Source organism: Pseudomonas sp. AL03 (assembly GCF_029960815.1).
In the GTDB taxonomy this organism is placed as follows: domain Bacteria; phylum Pseudomonadota; class Gammaproteobacteria; order Pseudomonadales; family Pseudomonadaceae; genus Aquipseudomonas.
On the sequence record NZ_JASBRE010000029.1, the window covers coordinates 38,962 to 57,646 of the forward strand.

The 18,685-nt window shown below is 60.7% G+C and carries 16 protein-coding genes; 9 read left to right on the plus strand and 7 right to left on the minus strand.

What is annotated here, in order from left to right; translation table 11 throughout:
- Position 1: 1 nt before the first annotated feature.
- Entirely contained in the window at positions 2-2,518 is a 2,517-nt protein-coding gene (gene hrpB, locus QK293_RS22790; RefSeq protein ID WP_282381319.1) for an ATP-dependent helicase HrpB, read from the minus strand.
- Between the two features lie 362 nt (positions 2,519-2,880).
- Here hrpB and QK293_RS22795 point away from each other — a divergent pair, with 362 nt between their 5' ends.
- Entirely contained in the window at positions 2,881-3,300 is a 420-nt protein-coding gene (locus tag QK293_RS22795; protein ID WP_282381321.1) for a polyribonucleotide nucleotidyltransferase, read from the plus strand.
- Between the two features lie 41 nt (positions 3,301-3,341).
- Positions 3,342-4,247, plus strand: a complete 906-nt coding sequence (locus QK293_RS22800; protein WP_282381323.1) for a cation diffusion facilitator family transporter — start codon at positions 3,342-3,344, stop codon at positions 4,245-4,247.
- Here the strand turns inward: QK293_RS22800 and QK293_RS22805 are convergent.
- On the minus strand, positions 4,232-5,245 hold the full coding sequence (locus QK293_RS22805; protein ID WP_282381325.1) for a DUF6515 family protein: 1,014 nt from the start codon (positions 5,243-5,245) through the stop codon (positions 4,232-4,234). The two genes, QK293_RS22800 and QK293_RS22805, sit on opposite strands and share 16 nt — an antisense overlap.
- A 447-nt stretch (positions 5,246-5,692) precedes the next feature.
- Between QK293_RS22805 and QK293_RS22810 the strand changes: the two genes are divergently transcribed.
- Entirely contained in the window at positions 5,693-6,172 is a 480-nt protein-coding gene (locus QK293_RS22810; RefSeq protein WP_054052470.1) for an Lrp/AsnC family transcriptional regulator, read from the plus strand.
- Positions 6,173-6,289: 117 nt separating this feature from the next.
- Positions 6,290-6,499 carry a DUF2788 domain-containing protein gene (locus QK293_RS22815; RefSeq protein ID WP_282381329.1) on the plus strand — a complete coding sequence of 70 codons (210 nt, stop codon included), beginning with the start codon at positions 6,290-6,292 and terminating at the stop codon, positions 6,497-6,499.
- Here the strand turns inward: QK293_RS22815 and QK293_RS22820 are convergent.
- The 4 genes from QK293_RS22820 to QK293_RS22835 all read right to left on the minus strand — a co-directional run bounded on the left by QK293_RS22820 (position 6,494) and on the right by QK293_RS22835 (position 12,831).
- Positions 6,494-7,129: a pseudouridine synthase gene (locus tag QK293_RS22820; protein ID WP_282381331.1), complete on the minus strand. Its 636-nt coding sequence runs from the start codon at positions 7,127-7,129 to the stop codon at positions 6,494-6,496. The genes QK293_RS22815 and QK293_RS22820 overlap by 6 nt on opposite strands.
- A gap of 72 nt (positions 7,130-7,201) precedes the next feature.
- Entirely contained in the window at positions 7,202-8,701 is a 1,500-nt protein-coding gene (gene amn / locus QK293_RS22825; RefSeq protein WP_282381334.1) for an AMP nucleosidase, read from the minus strand.
- Positions 8,702-8,722: 21 nt separating this feature from the next.
- Positions 8,723-10,372 (minus strand): acyl-CoA dehydrogenase family protein, encoded by a 1,650-nt coding sequence (locus tag QK293_RS22830; RefSeq protein ID WP_282381336.1) that lies wholly within the window; start codon positions 10,370-10,372, stop codon positions 8,723-8,725.
- A gap of 74 nt (positions 10,373-10,446) precedes the next feature.
- On the minus strand, positions 10,447-12,831 hold the full coding sequence (locus QK293_RS22835; protein WP_282381338.1) for a hybrid sensor histidine kinase/response regulator: 2,385 nt from the start codon (positions 12,829-12,831) through the stop codon (positions 10,447-10,449).
- Positions 12,832-13,256: 425 nt separating this feature from the next.
- Here QK293_RS22835 and QK293_RS22840 point away from each other — a divergent pair, with 425 nt between their 5' ends.
- From QK293_RS22840 to QK293_RS22855, 4 genes are all read left to right on the plus strand, one after another.
- Complete coding sequence (locus QK293_RS22840) at positions 13,257-14,054, plus strand: hydroxymethylpyrimidine/phosphomethylpyrimidine kinase (RefSeq protein WP_282381340.1); 798 nt, start codon at positions 13,257-13,259, stop codon at positions 14,052-14,054.
- 32 nt (positions 14,055-14,086) lie between these two features.
- On the plus strand, positions 14,087-14,710 hold the full coding sequence (gene thiE, locus QK293_RS22845; RefSeq protein ID WP_282381341.1) for a thiamine phosphate synthase: 624 nt from the start codon (positions 14,087-14,089) through the stop codon (positions 14,708-14,710).
- Between the two features lie 17 nt (positions 14,711-14,727).
- Positions 14,728-16,011, plus strand: coding sequence for a glutamate-1-semialdehyde 2,1-aminomutase (hemL, locus tag QK293_RS22850; protein ID WP_282381343.1), 1,284 nt, complete (start codon positions 14,728-14,730; stop codon positions 16,009-16,011).
- 224 nt (positions 16,012-16,235) lie between these two features.
- Positions 16,236-16,790 carry a tetratricopeptide repeat protein gene (locus QK293_RS22855; RefSeq protein ID WP_282381345.1) on the plus strand — a complete coding sequence of 185 codons (555 nt, stop codon included), beginning with the start codon at positions 16,236-16,238 and terminating at the stop codon, positions 16,788-16,790.
- A 56-nt stretch (positions 16,791-16,846) separates the two neighbouring features.
- Here QK293_RS22855 and QK293_RS22860 read toward each other — a convergent pair whose 3' ends face one another.
- Positions 16,847-17,176, minus strand: a complete 330-nt coding sequence (locus tag QK293_RS22860; protein ID WP_007894425.1) for a DUF1820 family protein — start codon at positions 17,174-17,176, stop codon at positions 16,847-16,849.
- Positions 17,177-17,310: 134 nt separating this feature from the next.
- On the opposite strand from QK293_RS22860, the gene miaB reads away from it, so the two are divergent.
- The gene (gene miaB, locus QK293_RS22865) at positions 17,311-18,636 is read left to right on the plus strand and encodes a tRNA (N6-isopentenyl adenosine(37)-C2)-methylthiotransferase MiaB (protein ID WP_282381347.1); all 1,326 of its coding nucleotides are present in this window, start codon (positions 17,311-17,313) and stop codon (positions 18,634-18,636) included.
- Positions 18,637-18,685 lie beyond the last annotated feature (49 nt).

The following is an 18,685-nucleotide window of genomic DNA, read 5'->3' on the forward strand; positions in this document are numbered from 1 at the left end:
ATTATTTACGGGGCTTGATTCGCGCCGTTGCTTCAGCCACCAGCGGATCATCCGGCCAGTAGTGCTTGGGGTACCGACCCTTCAAGTCCTTCTTCACCTCGGCATACGTGCTGCGCCAGAAGTTTGCCAGGTCCTGGGTCACCTGCACCGGCCGTCGCGCCGGGGACAGTAAATGCAGTTTGACCACCTGCCGACCACCGGCAATCCGCGGGGTTTCGGCCAGACCGAACAGCTCCTGCAACCGCACCGCCAGAATCGGCGGCTGCTCGCTGTAATCCAGACGAATCGACGAACCCGACGGCACGCTCAGATGATGCGGCGCCAGCTCATCGAGCCGTTGCGGCAGCGGCCACGGCAATAGGTTATGAACAATGCTCGACAGGTCCAGATTGCCGAAATGGCTGAGCCGCGAAACTCTCCCCAGATACGGCATCAGCCACTGTTCGAGGCTTTTGAGCAACGCAGCATCGCTGACATCCGGCCATTCACTCTGCTCCTTACTGCCGAGGTCCAGCTGCCGCAACAACGCCACCCGCGCCTGCCATTGACGCAGTTCTGGCGTCCACGGCAACAGCTCCAGACCTTTGCGTCGCACCAGATTGACCAGCGCCTGACTGCGGGCCGTTTCATCGAGGCCGGTCAGGGGTTCGCGGCTGAGGATCAATTCACCAACCTTGCGCTGACGCTCGGCCCGCAACACGCCTTCACGCTCGTCCCAATCCAGTTGATCGACGCAGCGCACCTGTTCGGCCAGCACCGAATCGAACAGCGCCGGATCGAAATCCGCCGCCAGATAAATTCGTTCTTCACGCTGGCCCTGACGACTGCCGAGGTCGGCGATCACCAGCCAGGGTTGCTTCATCAAACTGTCGGCTTCGGCAAACAGCGCTGCACGACCGTTGGCCAAACGATATTCCGCACCACCGGCCCGGCGCTGTTGGGCGACCCGATCCGGATAGGCCAACGCCAACAGCGCGCCGAGCCAACGCGGATGATCCGGATCGCTGACCGGCTCCGATGCTTTACTCCGCAGGTAACCGCGGTACTGCCGCGCCAATTGCCGAGCCCTTTGCACGCCACCCTGAGCGCCGCGTGCGGCCCGTTCTTCGCCGGACAACAACACCAATCGGCTGTGCAGATCCGCGCCGGCGCCACGCAAAATATCCCGCTCACCGAGCAAGGCCGCAACATCGCACGCCATGTCGGCCAAGCCGAGTGCCTGACCGCGCAACAACAAATGCGCGATGCGCGGATGAGCCGGCAGTTCGGCCATGGCCTGACCGTGCCGGGTCAATGCTTCACCGTCCAATGCGCCCAAGCGCTCCAGCAGATCTTGAGCCTGTGCATATGCCGCCGCGGGCGGTACGTCGAGCCAAACCAACTGCCCCGGCGTAACGCCCCAGCGACTGAGTTGCAATGCCAGACCGGCGAGGTCAGCCGAAAGGATTTCCGCGCTGGCGTAGGCCGCCAATTGTTCGTGCTGATCCTGCGACCACAACCGATAACACACGCCCGGTTCCAAGCGCCCTGCCCGACCCGCACGCTGAGTGGCGCTGGCGCGAGAAATACGTTGGGTGTCGAGGCGGGTCATGCCGCTACCGGGATCGAACCGCGGCACTCGCGCCAACCCGGCATCAATCACTACGCGCACGCCGTCGATGGTCAGACTGGTCTCGGCGATGTTGGTGGCCAGCACCACTTTGCGAAAGCCTGCCGGTGCCGGGTCGATCGCGGCGCGTTGCGCGGCCAGGTCCAGTTCACCGTGCAATGGGCAGAGCAACACCTGCGTGCTCGCGCCCAGCGCATCGGCGAGTTGTTGATGCACCCGACGGATTTCCGCCTGCCCCGGCAGGAACACCAGCACGCTGCCGGTTTCATCATTCAAGGCTTCAAGGATGGTCTGTACCAGACGTGGCTCGATGAATTCACCGGGCTGGAACGGTCGGCCCCAGCGCATCGCCACCGGGTACATGCGACCTTCGCTGCGCAAGATCGGCGCGTCATCCAGCAACCCGGCCAGTCGTTCGCCTTCAAGGGTTGCCGACATCAACAGGATCTTCAGCGCTTGATCATCACGAAACAGCTCGCGGCCATTCAGGCTCAAGGCCAACGCCAGGTCGGCGTCGAGGCTGCGTTCGTGGAATTCGTCGAAGATCAGCAAACCCACACCTTCCAGCGCCGGGTCGTCCTGCAAGCGCCGGGTGAGGATGCCTTCGGTGACCACTTCGATACGGGTGTTGGGGCCGACTTTGCTGTCGAGTCGAATGCGATAACCGACGGTTTCACCGACCTTCTCGCCCAGCTCACTGGCCAAGCGCTCCGCCGCCGCCCGCGCCGCCAACCGGCGCGGTTCGAGCATCAGAATGGTCTGCCCGGCCAACCAGGGCTCGTTGAGCAAGGCCAACGGCACGCGGGTGGTTTTACCGGCACCGGGCGGTGCTTCGAGCACGGCTTCGTGGCGTGTAGCCAAGGCTTCACGCAGGGCGGGTAAAACTTCATCAATCGGCAAAGAAATCATGCTGGGTCCCCAGGGCGTGCCCACAGTAAATTGCGAGTCGCGTTGAAGCTGTGGGCGTGCCAGGCAAGGCGCGGGACGCCGGTAAGGGTCGTTTCCTTACCAAGTTCCGCAACGCAGCATGGCGCGTCCACAGCTTCAGCCCGGAGGGCCGAACCCCGATAAAATTTATCAGCCGTCGCGCGTTGTCGATCTGGAAAAAACAACATCAATCCTCAACAATTCCAGTGGGGGTGAGACGAGGGCGCAATTTACTGTGGGCACGCCCTGCCGGCGCGAGTATAACGGCGAACTGCTTGTCGCTCGTTGCTGTCCTAATTCATATCGACGACGCTTCGTTTTCCAGATGACTCAGGAGATTTCATATGCGTATTCCCTTTCGCTTGATTGGCGGTGTATTGGTCGCGACGTTGCTGACGCAAGTGACCGCTTGCGGATCGATTTTCTACCCTGACCGTCGTGGTCAGATCGACGGCAAGATCGACCCGGCCATCGCCGCGCTCGATGCCGTGGGCCTGCTGTTCTACATCATTCCCGGCCTGATCGCGTTTGCCGTGGACTTCGCCACTGGCGCGATTTACTTCGAGCCCGGCAAGACCACCCAAGTGGCCCCGGAAAAACTCAAGGAAGCCATCGGCGCCGACGGCAAGGTCGATAACCACAAGTTGCAGACTATTCTCGAAACCGAACTGGGACGTAGCTTCCCGCTGGACGACCCGCGTCTGATTCAGCATAAGGGCAGCGCGCAGCAACTGGCCATGTTCGGCCTGCAACCTGCCGCGTAATCCGTGCCTGTGAAGGAACACTTAAAGGACAAGCCGCCCCTATGATCGCAAGCTCCGAACACGCCCGCCTGTTGCGGCTGGCGACCCGCGCCTCGGTCGCGGTGGCGTGTACGCTGATCGTCGCCAAAGCCATCGCCTGGTGGTTGAGCGGTTCGGTGAGCATGCTCGCCGGGCTGACCGACTCGACCCTCGACGGCGTCACCTCGCTGCTCAACTTGCTTGCGGTGCATTACGCCTTGCGCCCGGCCGACGACGATCACCGTTATGGTCACGGCAAGGCCGAGTCGCTGGCAGGCATGGCTCAGGCGTTGTTCATTGGTGGCAGTGCTGTGCTGATTGCCTTGCAGGCGATCGATCGACTCAAACACCCGGAACCGGTGGGGGCGCCATGGATCAGCATCGGGGTGATTGTGTTTTCCCTGGTGCTGACGCTGGCCCTGCTGATGTTGCAACATCGGGTCGTCAAGGCGACCGGCTCCAACGCGGTGCGCGCCGACTCTCTGCATTACCGCTCGGACATGCTGCTCAACGGCAGCATTCTGGTGGCGCTGGTGCTCGCCGGGTTTGGCTGGCATCAGGTCGACCCTTGGTTTGGATTGGCGATCGCCGTCTACATTCTCTGGAGCGCGATTCAGATCGGCCGGGAAAGTTTTACCGTGTTGATGGATGAAGAACTGCCGTCGGACGTCAGCCAGCACATGCTCGAACTGGCCTGCGGCGTACCGGGAGTATTGGGGGCGCACGACTTGCGTACACGGATTTCCGGTAGCCAGTGGTTCGTGCAGTTGCATCTGGAATTACCGGGGGATTTGACCCTGTCAGTCGCTCACGGCATCAGCGACCAAGCCGCCGATGCTATTCATGCCGCCTACCCGCGAGCCGAAGTGCTGGTGCACGCCGACCCGCAGGAAGTGGTGCAGACCACCAGGGCTCAGAAACTCACCTGATAACCGCGACTGCTCAGGCAGTTGCCCTGGGCCTGGCGGTAGGCTTGCACCACCGAGGGGTCCGGCTGGTAGGTGGCCGTTCGCGGATCGAAGCCACTCTGCTGCACTGCGTATTGATAGCACTCGTAACCGTCCTGGTTGACCTGCTCCGGCGACTGACCGTTGGCTGGATACGCCACCACGTCATAACTATTGCTGACCGGTTGCAGCTGCGGTTGCACGGGCGGCTCGACCACGATGTAATCCTGAGTGCTGTCCTGATAGGCGTAATACGAGCCGGCCGCCAGGAACAACAGCGCACCGCCGATCCACACTTCACGCGCGTAATCGGGCAAGTAGCGGGTGCGAATCCCGCGTGGCGGCTGCACCACCACATAACGCGGGCCGAGCGGGCGATACCAGTAGCCGCCGGAGTAGAAGTAATCCTGCCCACGATAGGGCACGCGGTAATCACGGTCCGGGAAGCGATCGATCACATGACCGGGTCGGTACTGCGGGCCGGAGCCCCAGCCATTACCGTGCCCATCCGGGCGACCGGTCCAGCGATGGTCATTGGGACGCGGACCGTTGTTCTGCCAATGCGGGTTGTTATCGTTGCGCCGCGGCACGTCCTGATAGTAACCACGCTGCGGCTGCTGGGTCTGGCGCACGGTGTCGGGCCGCCCCTGGATCGGCAGGTCATTGGCCGGTAGTTGCGGCGGCGGCGGTGGTGGTCGAACCGGACTGTTGTAGTCGTGCGGCTGACGGTTCTGCTGATTCTGGCCGTTGTGCTCGAACTGGCGACTGTTGTCGCCACGAATGATGTCGTTGTTCTGCGGACGCGATTGATTCTGCTGCTGATTATCGCCGCCATGGCCCTGATTGTTTCCCTGATGGCCGTCCGAGCCACGTTGTCCACCATCGGGACCCCGGTTTTGCGGCTCATCGGCCAGCGATTGCGCAGTGACACATACACACAGCAAACCAACACCGGCCAAACGCCAGATGCGCGACTTCATGCTTTTCCTCACTGCGGGTTAGGGCCTGTACGTAAGACTGGGAAAGCACCGGCCGGTTCTGCAACAGGTTATCAGCCCTCCACTTATTTATTGAGGAAGACTTTATCTAGGGCATGCCAAATTCCGGGCAAAAGAAAAGGGAGACCCGTCGGCCTCCCTTTGAGAACTTCGTCCGTGCTCGACGCTTTTGACGTCGGCTCACCTCACGCCGTCTTCTGGACAGTGTGTAGCTCGGGGGCCGGCTCATCCCCTGTGGGGGTGGCGACCGCAGCGGGCCTGATTGGGCGAGCCGCACTGGACTGTTTGTCCGAGCAGTGATTCTGGTGATAAGAATAGGCTCGCGGCGCCAGCAGAGGATTGCGAAGATTGCTCAAATAAACATCACTTGCGCAATTTTTAACCCTGGATAGATAATCCGCCGCAATAGTTATGACAAAGGCCTGATTGATGAGCAAACTCGACCGATACGACCTGAGCATTTTGGCGGAATTGCAGCGTGACGCGCGCATCTCCAACCAGGAGCTGGCCGAACGCATCGGCCTTTCCCCTTCGCCATGCTCTCGACGGGTCAAGCAGCTGGAAGACGACGGTTACATCTCCCGTCAGGTGGCCCTGCTGGACCGCAAGATGCTCGGCCTGAGCCTGACGGCTTACGTGTTGATCGGCATGGACCGACACACACCGGAGCGTTTCGAAAACTTCGAAGCGGCCATTCGTACGTTGCCGCAGGTGCTGGAATGCAGTTTGGTGACCGGAATGGATGCCGACTATCAGCTCAAGGTGGTGGTGCCGGACATGGACCATTATCAGAAATTGCTGCTAGGGCATCTCACACGGATTGAAGGGGTGACGAGTGTGCGGTCGAGTTTTGTGTTGAACCAGGTGCTCAATAGTACCGAGTTGCCGTTGACTCATTTGCGCGGCTGAACGATCACTATCAGGGCGACGAATAGCTGCGACACACTGCCGCAGGTCAATGCCCGGCCAATCCCCCATGACGTATACTCCAGCGCCTTTTAGCCCCGCCAACGCTGGAGATGTTCGATGGATCCTGCAGTATTCGAAGAGTGGATGATGACCAGCCTGGTCAGCATCCTGATCATTTTCATGGGTTTCATCGTTTGGGACCTGGCGAAGAAGTCCAAGGCCGGGCGCTTTGGCTCGTTCATTCTGTTTTCCGTACTCGGCCTGGGCGTGGCCGCGTTCGTGATCAAAAGCGTGGTGATCGGCCTGATCGAATCCGGCTCGTTATAAACGCGCCGGCACTTCCTTCCACTGGCCCTGATCAAGCCCTTCGATGGTCCAGTCGCCAATTTTGACCCGCACCAGGCGCAATGTCGGCAACCCCACCGCCGCGGTCATGCGCCGTACCTGACGGTTGCGCCCTTCGCGAATCACCAGCTCCAGCCAGCGGGTCGGCACGCTTTTGCGAAACCGCACCGGCGGATTGCGTGGCCACAGCTCGGGCTCTTCCAACTGTCGCGCCTCGGCTGGCAAGGTCATACCGTCATTCAGCTCGACGCCATCGCGCAAACGCTGCAATTGCTCGGCACTCGGCTCGCCTTCCACTTGCACCCAATAGGTCTTGGCCAGTTTGTGTTTCGGGTCGGCGATCCGCGCCTGAAGCTGGCCGTCGTTGGTCAGCAGCAGCAAACCTTCGCTGTCACGGTCAAGCCGTCCTGCCGGGTAAATCCCGGGAATCTCGATGAAATCCTTGAGCGTCGCCCGCCCTTCGCCGTCGCTGAATTGCGTTAGCACATCGAACGGTTTGTTGAACAGAATCAGCTTCGGCTCGGCCGGCGGCGCTTTGGCGACACGACGCGGGGCTGAAGGAGCTGGCTTCGCACCTGGATGGCGGGAAGGAGGACGCGGGGGACGGGACATGGGGAAAACAACATCTAACGGTCAGGACTGCTAATGCTAGTGCCCCGACCGCCAAATGACCACGACAAACCGTTAGCGGAACGGCGGCTCGTCGAAGCTGCGCAGTTTGCGTGAGTGCAGAGAGTTGAGCTCGGTGCGCAACAAGTCCACCGCCTCGATGCCGATCTTCAAGTGCTGGCTGACCGCGCGCTCATAGAAAGCGTTGGCCGAACCCGGCAGCTTGATTTCACTGTGCAACGGTTTGTCCGAGACACAGAGCAACGTGCCATATGGGACCCGCAAACGATAACCTTGCGCGGCGATGGTGCCGCTTTCCATGTCCACCGCCACGGCGCGAGACAGGTTGATCAGCGGACGTTCTTGAGCCCAGCGCAATTCCCAGTTACGGTCGTCGTAGGTCAGTACGGTGCCGGTGCGCAGGCGTTTTTTCAGCTCGTCGCCCTTCTCTCCAGTGATGTTGGCCGCCGCTTGCTGCAACGCCATCTGCACTTCGGCCAGGGCCGGAATCGGGATATTCGGCGGTACGACCCGATCGAGAATCCCGTCGCGGCGCATGTAGGCGTGCGCCAGCACGTAATCGCCAATGGTCTGCGACTGACGCAAGCCGCCACAGTGGCCGATCATCAGCCAGCAGTGCGGACGCAGCACTGCCAGGTGGTCGGTGATGTTCTTGGCGTTGGACGGGCCGACGCCGATGTTGACCAGAGTCACGCCATGGCCGTCGGTGGCGATCAGGTGATAGGCCGGCATCTGATAACGGTGCCAGACCACGCCCGCGGCAATCGCCGAGGCTTCGCCGTGGTCCATGCTCTTTTCGATGATGACGTTGCCCGGCAAGACCATGCGCACGAAACGCGGATCGCTGCGCAACTGTTCCAGACCATGAACGATGAACTGGTCGACGTAGCGGTGGTAGTTGGTCAGCAGAATCCACGGTTGCACATGGCGCCAGTCGCTGCCGGTGTAATGCACCAGGCGGCGCAGGGAGAAATCCACCCGCGCGGCGTCGAACAAAGCCAACGGCAGCGGATCGGTGTTTTCCCAATCGTACAAACCATCGGCGATGCCGTCGGTGGCGGCGGACAGGTCAGTACTCGGAAACACCCGCGCCAGCGTCGCTGCGGTGACGCCGGAGCCGGCCAGTTCATCGCCCTGCTCAACCACGTACGGATAAGGAATGTTTTGCTGGCTGATACCGACTTCCACCGTCACGGTGAAGTCGTGCATCAAAGGAACAAGCTGTTCCAGCAGATATTTACGGAAAGCCGCCGGATGGGTGACGGTGACGCTGTAAGTCCCCGGCAATTGAACCTTGGCATAGGCGCGCGTGGTCTGTGGGACTTCGCCCTGGCAGAGGTAGGTCAGGCGCAGTTCGGGATAACGAAACATCGCACGCTGTTCGGCGTCCGGTTCGACACGATCCTTGAGGTAACGCTTGAGCGCCTGGTTCAGCGCGGTGGTTGCACGATTGTGCAAGAGCGCAAGCCGATCCACGGCTTGCTCGGCGGTTTGAACGACAATAAAAGCTTCGGTCACGATCAGCATCCTGTGTTCTGACTTGCAGACCTTCATCTTGCCTGCAAGTCAGCGCGATCAGAAGCCCTGTGGTGTCGAGCGGGCAACAATCGCTTCCACACCCAGCCCACGTGGCAACGCGCCATACACCCGACCGGCGGAACCTAGGCGGCTGGCGATGAAGGCGTCACTGACGGCGCTGTTGCCGGCTTCCAGCAACAGTTTGGCTTGAAGGCCCAAGGCAATGTCTTCGGTGAGCTGGCGGGCGCGGTATTGAATATCGCGGGTGTCCTTGAAGGCCGCCTTCAATTGGCTGATGTGCGCGGCCAAGCGTTGGTCGCCATGACCATCGCCCAATTCGCTGAACAATACGTCGAGCACACCCGGCTCCTTCGACAACGCTCGCAAAACGTCGAGGCATTGCACGTTGCCGGAACCTTCCCACGTCGAATTGACCGGTGCCTCACGGTACAACCGCGGCAAGATGCTGTCTTCGACATAACCGGCGCCGCCCATGCATTCGGCGGCTTCGTTGATCATCCCTGGCGCGCGTTTGCAGATCCAGTACTTGCCCACCGCCGTGACCAGCCGAGCGAATTTGGCTTCATGGTCGTCATCCAGATGATCCAGCGCCTGGCCCATGCGCAGGCTCAACGCCAGGGCGGCTTCGCTTTCCAGAGCCAGGTCGGCCAGTACGTTCTGCATCAAGGGTTGTTCGCTGAGCAACTTGCCGCCAACCCTACGGTGAGCGCAGTGATGGCTGGCCTGGGTCAGGGCCTGGCGCATCAGCGAACTGGAACCGACCATGCAATCGAAGCGGGTCATGGCGACCATTTCGATGATGGTCGGAACGCCCCGCCCCTCCTCGCCGACCATCCATGCCAGTGCACCACGGAACTCCACTTCACTGGAAGCGTTGGAGCAATTGCCGAGCTTGTTCTTCAGGCGCTGTATGTAGAACTGATTGCGCGAGTCGTCCGGGCGATGGCGCGGCAACAGGAAACAGGTCAGCCCCTTGTCAGTCTGGGCCAGGGTCAGGAAGGCATCGCACATCGGCGCCGAACAGAACCACTTGTGACCCACCAGCTCATACGCCTGGCCCGGACCACTGGCGCCGACCGGATAAGCCTTGGTGGTGTTGGCCCGCACGTCGGTGCCGCCCTGTTTCTCGGTCATCGCCATACCGATGGTGACCCCGGCCTTGTGGGCCATGCCGACATTGCGCGGGTCGTATTCGGTAGAGAGGATTTTCGGCAGCCACTGCTCCGCCAGGTCCGGTTGCAGGCGCATCGCCGGGACGCTGGCGAAGGTCATGGTCAGCGGGCAACCACTGCCAGCTTCGGCCTGACTGTGCAGGTAGGTCAGGGCGGCGCGGGCGACGTGGGCGCCGGACTGCGGATGCGCCCAGGGCAACGAGGTCAAACCGTGCTCGACCGCCGTGCGCATCAGTTCGTGATAGGCCGGGTGAAATTCCACCAGGTCAATGCGATGGCCGTAACGGTCATGACTGCTGAAAACCGGCTTGTTCTGATTGGCCAGGAACCCCGCGTCCATCAGCGACCCGCCTGCCAGGGCGCCGTAAGCGTCGATCCGCGACTCGGCCCACCCGGCCCCGAAACGCCGCGACCACTCCTGCAACGGCAGGTCGATGCGATACAGGTTGGTGCCGTCCAGCGACGGTGGCTGGTTGGTGACTTCGTGGGTTTCGGCGAACTGATGCAGGTTCATGACGGGGCTCCTTTGGTCAGCCAAGGGACTTCAGTTAAGCACCGCCCCTTAGCGGAACAAAGTGTCATATCTGCCTAACTGCCGGCGCTTTCGCCTTGCCTTGGACAGAGCACGCGACGATAGAGCGCTGCCTGCAGGTCCTCGAACTTCACCGGTTTGTTCAGGTAATCGATCAAGGCACCGGTCGGGAAGCGTTCCCGATCAATGCTCAAGGCAATCACGAATACTGGCAATTCGCTGCAGCCCGGCAACGCGCGGATCTGGCAACAGAGGGACGCGCCGTCCAGAGGTGTTAGCTGGCAATCGAGCAATACCGCATCAAAGGTTTCGCGCTGCAAGTGATCAAGCGCGGTAGCGCCATTGTCGGCGGTGCGCACCCGGAACCCCAGTTTGAGCAACATCCCGCGCATCACCAACTGATTGATGCTGTTGTCATCGACCAGCAGCACCGTGCAGTCCTGAGGCAATCGCAGGCGAGGAAATTCCTGGGTCATCAAGGGCACTGACGGCCGTTCCACCACGGGCAGTTCGAGTTCGACGTCGAGCTGGAAGCGGCTGCCCCGGCCAGGCTCGGAGCGGTGAGTCAGGCGCCCGCCGAGTAATTCCACCAACTGCCGACAGATCGCCAGGCCGACGCCCAGACCGCCGTATTCTCGGGTCATCGAGCCGTCGAGCTGGAAGAACCGCTGATAAAGGGTCGCCTCTCCCAGATCGCTGAAGCCGATGCCGGTGTCGATCACCGCAAACGACAGTGCCAGTCGGTTGGGCTCCACGGGTTTACCCGTCACCCGCATCGCTAACCCGCCAATTCGAGTGAACTTGATCGCGTTATCCAGCAGGCATTCCAGGCACTGCGCCAACTTGGCGCTGTCGCCGTGCAAGCGATCCGGCAGCCCCGCCGTCACGTCAACTTTGAAGTCCAACGACTTGCTCAGGGCGTTGCCCTCAAACTGCAGGCGCAAAGCCTCAACCACGCCGCGCAAACTGAAGGTAGCCGGATAGGTCTTGAGTTTGCCGGCCTGCAACTCGGTCAGGGTCAGGATGCCGTTGACCATGCGCATCATGTCTCGCGCCGAACCTGCGGCTGTTTGCTGGTATTGCTCCAACTCCGGGCCCATCCCGACGGTCTGCATCAGCTCCAGCGAACCGATCACGCCATTCATAGGCGTGCGCAGTTCGTGGGTCAGGGTGGCGAGGAATTCGTCCTTGAGCTTGTTACTGTGAGCCAATTGCTGGTTCAGCACTTCGAGCTTTTGACCGGCATCGAACAGGGTCTGCGCCTGTTGCTCGCGCATGGCATTGATGCGATCGGCCAGTGCCAGGGACAGCAGCGCCACTTCAATCGCCGAGCCGATCTGGCTGGAATACATGGTCAGGAACACGTTCGGCAGGTAACCCAGCACCATCAGCGTGTTGACGATGCCGCCGAGCAGGAAGGCCGACCAGGCGATGATGAAATACCGCGCCACTCGCAGGCCACGCAGCCAGGCGAAAATCCCTGCGGCAAAAATCACTAGGGTGAAGGCCAGTGCCAGCGCTGTCGCCAGACGCAAGGCCAGGGCGTAACTGGCCATCAATGACAACCCGACCACCACCGCGCTGAACGCAATCAATGCCAACAGCAAGCGGTCGAGCCAACGGCTGTACGTTGTGATCTGCAAGAAACTACGGGCGAACTGGCTGCCGAAGAGCCCCGAGCAACCGATGAAAAACGGCGTGGCGGCGTTGGCCCACCACGGGTTGTCTGGCCAGAAATATTCCACGGCTGCGCCGTTTACCGACAGCTGATACAGGCCGAACGAGGCGATGTAGAAGATGTAATAGAGGTAACTGGTATCGCGCACGCTGAGGTAGATGAACAGGTTGTAGACCAGCATGCCCAACAACACGCCGTAGATCAGGCCCAACACATAGAGTCGGACCGGTTGTTCTTCGAGCAAAGCAGTACTCGACCACAACGTGACCGGCGCCTGGATCGACCCTTCACTCTGCAGGCGCAGGTACACGGTTTGCGCTTGATCAGCGGTGAAGTTCATATCGAACAGGTAGTTGTTCTGGCGGATTTCGCGAGTGGCGAACGGCAAGGCATCACCGGTCTGTCGGGCCAACTGATAGCCACCGGCAGCATCGGGCAAGTACAGATCAAGGTGATCAAGGGGCGGATAGGCCAGTTCCAGCAACCAGGTGCGTTGCACCGCGGGATTGGTCGGGCGGTAATGCAGGTCAATTTTCAACCAGAACGCTGAACGCGAGTAACCGGCGTTGAGGGTCGCTTTGTCGTGAGGCTTGAAGTTTCCGCCCGCGGCTTGCGCACGGACGTCGGCGATGGTCGCCTGACCGCCCGCGTCTTCAAACACTTGCAGGGTTCGGCCCAGGGGAAGGCTTTGAGTGAATTCATCGAACTCGACGGCACTCGCCATGAGGGGCAAGCACAACAGTAACATCAGCAAATAGCGCATTTAAGCCCCAGCGTGGCCTGTCCGGTTATCTCAGGAAGCCCCTCATTCCTTTTGAGTAGACGTAAAACCGGTATTACCTGTTATTGGTTTGGATCCACTCTAGCATAGCCATTGATGGCCATTGAGCACTATTAAAATTTTTCCTACAAAGGCTCTAACACGGGCGTTCCAGCTCAATGCGTTGGGATAGAGCTGTTTACCCGTCAGCGTGTGGCAATGGCTTATTCCCTGCAGCAGCTGGCGAAGCCTGCGTTCGGCTGCGTAGCAGTCGTAAAATGAACACGCGGTCTGCCTGATGCACCGCAGCGACTGACTTCACGACTGCTGCGCAGCCGAACGCAGCCTTCGGCAGCTGCTACATGGACCGCCTCATGACTCACTGGTCGACACCCGAAAAAAGATGTTTGGTGGTAAGCTCGCGCACCATGAATATCTACAGCTCCCGCCCCGTTGTCCTCTGTCTCTCCGGCCACGACCCAAGTGGTGGCGCCGGCTTGCAGGCAGATATCGAAGCCCTGCTCGCTCAGGGTTGTCATGCGGCCCCGGCCGTCACCGCCCTGACCGTGCAAGACACGGTCAATGTCACTGACTTCCGCGTCCTCGACCGTGAGTGGGTGTTGGCCCAGGCCAATGCCGTGCTCAACGACTCGACGGTAGCAGCGGTCAAACTGGGCATGCTCGGTTCCCTGGAAATGGTCGACACCGTGGTCGAACTGCTGTCGGCCCACCCGGATTTGCCGGTGGTCTGCGACCCGGTGCTGCGCGCTGGCGGCGGCGGACGCCTGGGCAAGGACGAAGTCGGCTACGCCATGCGCGAACGCCTGCTGCCCCTGTCGATCATCGCCACCCCTAATCTTCCCGAAGCCCGCATCCTCGCCGAACTGCCCGAAGGCACCGCGGACGAGTGCGCTGAAAAACTCCTGCCATTCGTCAAACACCTGCTGATCACTGGCGGCCATGGCGATGAACACGAAATCCACAATCGCCTGTACAGCCGCGACGGTCACCGCGAAACCTTCACCTGCCAACGCCTGCCCGGCAGTTATCACGGTTCCGGTTGCACGTTGGCCAGCGCCCTGGCGGGTCGTCTGGCCCTCGGTGAAAACCTCGCCAGCGCCGTACAGTCGGCACTTAACTACACTTGGCGTACCCTGCGTGACGCGGAGCAGCTAGGCAAAGGCCAGTTCGTGCCGCGCCGCCTGCCGCTGGACTTCTGTTCGTAACTTTTCATTTGTAATGCGGGGAGGCTTGTCCGATGAAACTACGTGGCCTGTACGCCATTACCGATAGCCAACTGCTGGCCGGTAAATTTCTTTCGTACGTGGAGGCGGCGCTGGAAGGCGGCGTCACCCTGCTGCAATACCGCGACAAGAGCAGCGATGAGGCCCGCCGACTGCGCGAGGCCGAAACGCTGCGCGATCTGTGCGATCGCTACAAGACCCAGCTGATCATTAACGACGATGCCGAACTGGCCGCGCGCCTGAACGTCGGCGTGCACCTGGGCCAGACCGATGGCCCGCTGACTCCGGCCCGCGCGTTGCTCGGTCGCCAGGCGATCATCGGTTCGACTTGCCACGCGCAGCTCGAACTCGCCGAGCAAGCCGCCAAAGAAGGCGCCAGCTATGTTGCCTTTGGTCGTTTTTTCAACTCCAACACCAAACCCGGCGCACCGACTTGCAGTCTCGAACTGCTCGACAAGGCCCGCAGCAAACTGCACCTGCCGATCTGCGCGATCGGCGGTATCACCTTGGATAACGCCGCCCCGCTGGTGGCCCACGGGGTCGATCTGCTGGCGGTAGTCCATGGCCTGTTTGGCGCCGAGAGCACTGCCGAAGTGACGCGCCGCGCCCGCGCCTTTAACGAATTGTTCAAATCCTGATTTTTGAGAGCCCGATCATGTCTCGTTCCGAAACGCTGTTTGCCAATGCCCAGAAACACATTCCCGGTGGCGTGAACTCGCCTGTTCGCGCGTTCAAAAGCGTCGGCGGCACGCCGTTGTTCTTCAAGCACGCTGAAGGCGCCTACGTCACTGACGAAGACGACAAGCGTTACGTGGATTACGTCGGTTCCTGGGGGCCGATGATTCTCGGTCACAGTCATCCCGACGTGCTGGACGCGGTACGCAAACAGCTTGAGCACGGATTGTCCTACGGCGCCCCGACCGAGATGGAAACCCAGATGGCTGATCTGGTTTGCTCGATCGTGCCGTCGATGGAAATGGTGCGCATGGTCAGCTCCGGCACCGAAGCGACCATGAGCGCGATCCGCCTGGCCCGTGGTTTCACTGGCCGCGACAGCATCATCAAGTTCGAAGGCTGCTACCACGGTCACTCCGACAGCCTGCTGGTCAAGGCCGGTTCCGGCGCCCTGACCCAAGGCGTGCCTAGCTCGGCCGGTGTGCCGGCGGCCTTCGCCAAACACACCCTGACCCTGCCGTTCAACGACATCGAAGCCGTAGACACCCTGCTCGCCGAAGTCGGCCAGGAAGTGGCGTGCATCATCGTCGAGCCAGTGGCCGGCAACATGAACTGCGTGCCTCCGGCGCCAGGTTTCCTCGAAGGTCTGCGGACCCTGTGCGACAAGCATGGCGTGGTGCTGATTTTCGACGAAGTGATGACCGGTTTCCGTGTCGCCCTCGGCGGCGCACAAGCCCACTACGGCGTGACGCCTGACCTGACCACCTTCGGCAAGATCATCGGTGGCGGCATGCCGGTTGGCTGCTTCGGTGGCAAGCGCGAAATCATGTCGCACATCGCGCCATTGGGCCCGGTCTATCAGGCGGGCACCTTGTCGGGTAACCCGCTGGCTATGGCTGCCGGTCTGACAACATTGCGTTTGATCAGCCGTCCGGGTTTCCACGCCGAGCTGAGCGACTACACCAGCCGCCTGCTCGATGGCCTGCAACAGCGCGCCGATGCGGCGGGCATTCCGTTCGTGACCACACAGGCCGGTGGCATGTTCGGCCTGTACTTCAGCGGCGCCGACGACATCGTCACCTTCGATGACGTGATGGCCAGCGACGCCGCCCTCTTCGGGCGCTTCTTCCACCTGATGCTCGAAGGCGGCGTGTACCTGGCGCCAAGCGCATTCGAAGCGGGCTTCACTTCGATCGCCCATGGTGAAACCGAGCTGAAACTGACGCTGGATGCCGCCGAGCGTGCATTTGCCGCATTGAAATAACGCTGTGCCGCTGACGTTGGCGATTGCCAGCGTCAGCTTTCACCTACCTTTACGTCCTTATTCCTACGCTTCTGCTCAATATCCCCAGCAAAGTGGGCGATATATTCCCCGCGCAGCAGAAAAACGAGTAAAGACTTTGTAAGGTTGGCCCTGCTTATTTCATAATGCGCGCTTATTGGATCCCTCGATGGGTCCGCGCGCCCTTCAGAGGTAAGTCGATTCCCATGAACCGCACCGGCCGCGCCCTTGCACTGGGCTGCCTGTTGCTCCTTCAGCCCCTGCTCGCGCTCGCACAAGCAGGCGGCAACTCGTTGTTAATCCCAGCGATGGGTCGTTGCACCCTCAATACTCAGCCGCAAGACCTGGCGCAGGCTCTCGCCGCCTGCCAGAAAGCGTCGGATGAAGGGGATGCGCAAGCGCAATACGAGTTGGGTGAGTTCTACTACGACGGCAAAAACGCGCCGCGCGACCTCAAAAAAGCCATGGGCTACTTCGAAAAGGCCTCGCTGCAAGGCCACGCACAGGCGCAATTCAAACTTGGCACCATGTTCTTCCACGGCGAAGGCGTACCAGCCAATAACATCCAGGCTTATATCGTGCTGAAAATGGCGGCGGTCAATGGCGCTGAAGATGCGTTGGACACCGCCGACGAAGTCGCCGAGAAAATGCCCCGCGAAGAACTTGAGGTGGCTACCCAGGTGCTCGGGCAAATCTTCCGCAAGTACCTGATGGAATTGCAAAGCGCCGATGGGCGTACGCCGTTTTCACCACTTCCCTGATTAGCCGGATCCGATAGCTCCCACGCTCTGCGTGGGAACGATCAATCTGAATCTGCTTACTTCTCAGGCATCGGCATCGGAAACGGCATGACATTGCCTACCGCACCGCGGGCTTCGCTGATTTTCGGCGTGCCGAGGCGCTCGACCTCGTCGATGCGCACGATCGAATGCATCGGCACAAAACTGCGCACAACGCCTTCGAACTGAGCCTTGAGCTTCTCTTCGCTCGGATCGACGACCACTTGCGTGCGCTCGCCAAAGACGAACTCTTCCACTTCCAGGAAGCCCCACAGATCACTTTGATAGATCTGCTTGGCATACATTTCGTACACCTGGCCCTGGTTGAGGAAAATCACCTTGTAGATTGGGGCTTCACGTTTGGTCATGGTGGGCGGGCAACACATCGGAGATAAAAATGAGGGCGCGAACTATAGCATAGCCGCCGGACGCACAGCGGTAGGAACCTTGGGACATGTTCCCTATAATGCGCGGTTCTTTGAATCACGTGAGACTGGGGTCCATGGCCAAGAAGCTTTACATCGAAACCCACGGTTGCCAGATGAACGAGTACGACAGCTCGCGCATGGTCGATCTGCTGGGTGAACATCAGGCCCTGGAAGTCACCGCTCGCGCTGAAGACGCCGACGTGATCCTGCTCAATACCTGTTCGATCCGCGAACGCGCCCAGGACCGTGTGTACTCCCAACTCGGCCGCTGGCGCGAACTGAAACTGGCAAACCCGGACATGGTCATCGCCGTCGGCGGTTGCGTGGCCAGTCAGGAAGGCGCCGCCATCCGCGACCGCGCCCCGTATGTCGACGTCGTGTTCGGCCCGCAGACCCTGCACCGCCTGCCGGAAATGATCGACGCCGCGCGCGCGACCAAACTGCCGCAAGTCGACGTCTCGTTCCCGGAAATCGAAAAATTCGACCACTTGCCGGAGCCGCGCATCGATGGCCCAAGCGCCTACGTGTCGGTCATGGAAGGCTGCAGCAAGTACTGTACTTTCTGCGTGGTGCCTTACACACGTGGTGAAGAAGTCAGCCGACCGTTCGATGACGTGATCGCCGAGGTCATCCACCTGGCCGAAAACGGCGTGCGCGAAGTGACCCTGCTGGGGCAGAACGTCAATGGCTATCGCGGGACCACTCACGATGGCCGCCTGGCGGATCTCGCCGAGCTGATCCGCGTGGTGGCCGCCGTCGATGGCATTGACCGCATCCGCTACACCACCTCACACCCGCTGGAGTTCTCCGACAGCCTGATCCAGGCCCACGCCGACGTGCCGGAACTGGTCAAGCATCTGCACTTGCCGGTGCAGTCGGGCTCGGACCGAATCCTGGCGGCGATGAAGCGCAACCACACCGCGCTGGAATACAAATCCAAACTGCGCAAGCTGCGTGCCGCCGTGCCGGGGATCTGCATCAGTTCTGACTTCATCGTCGGCTTTCCGGGCGAAACCGAAAAAGACTTCGAACAGACCATGAAGCTGATCGAAGACGTCGGTTTCGACTTCTCCTACTCGTTCGTCTACAGCCAGCGCCCGGGCACTCCGGCTGCCGATCTGGCCGACGAAACGCCAGAAGCGTTGAAGAAAGAACGCCTGAATGCGCTGCAACATCGCCTGAACCAGCAAGGTTTCGAGATCAGCCGACAAATGGTCGGTTCGATCCAGCGGATCCTGGTGACCGATTATTCGAAAAAAGACCCCGGCGAACTGCAAGGCCGGACCGAGAATAACCGTATCGTCAACTTCCGCTGCGACAATCCCACGCTGATTGGCCAGTTTGCCGACGTGCACATCGACGCCGCCCAGCCGCACTCGCTGCGGGGCTCGCTGCTGTAGATACTCTGTTCACGGTCAAGCTTTCGCGAGATGTTTTTCGCTAAAAAGC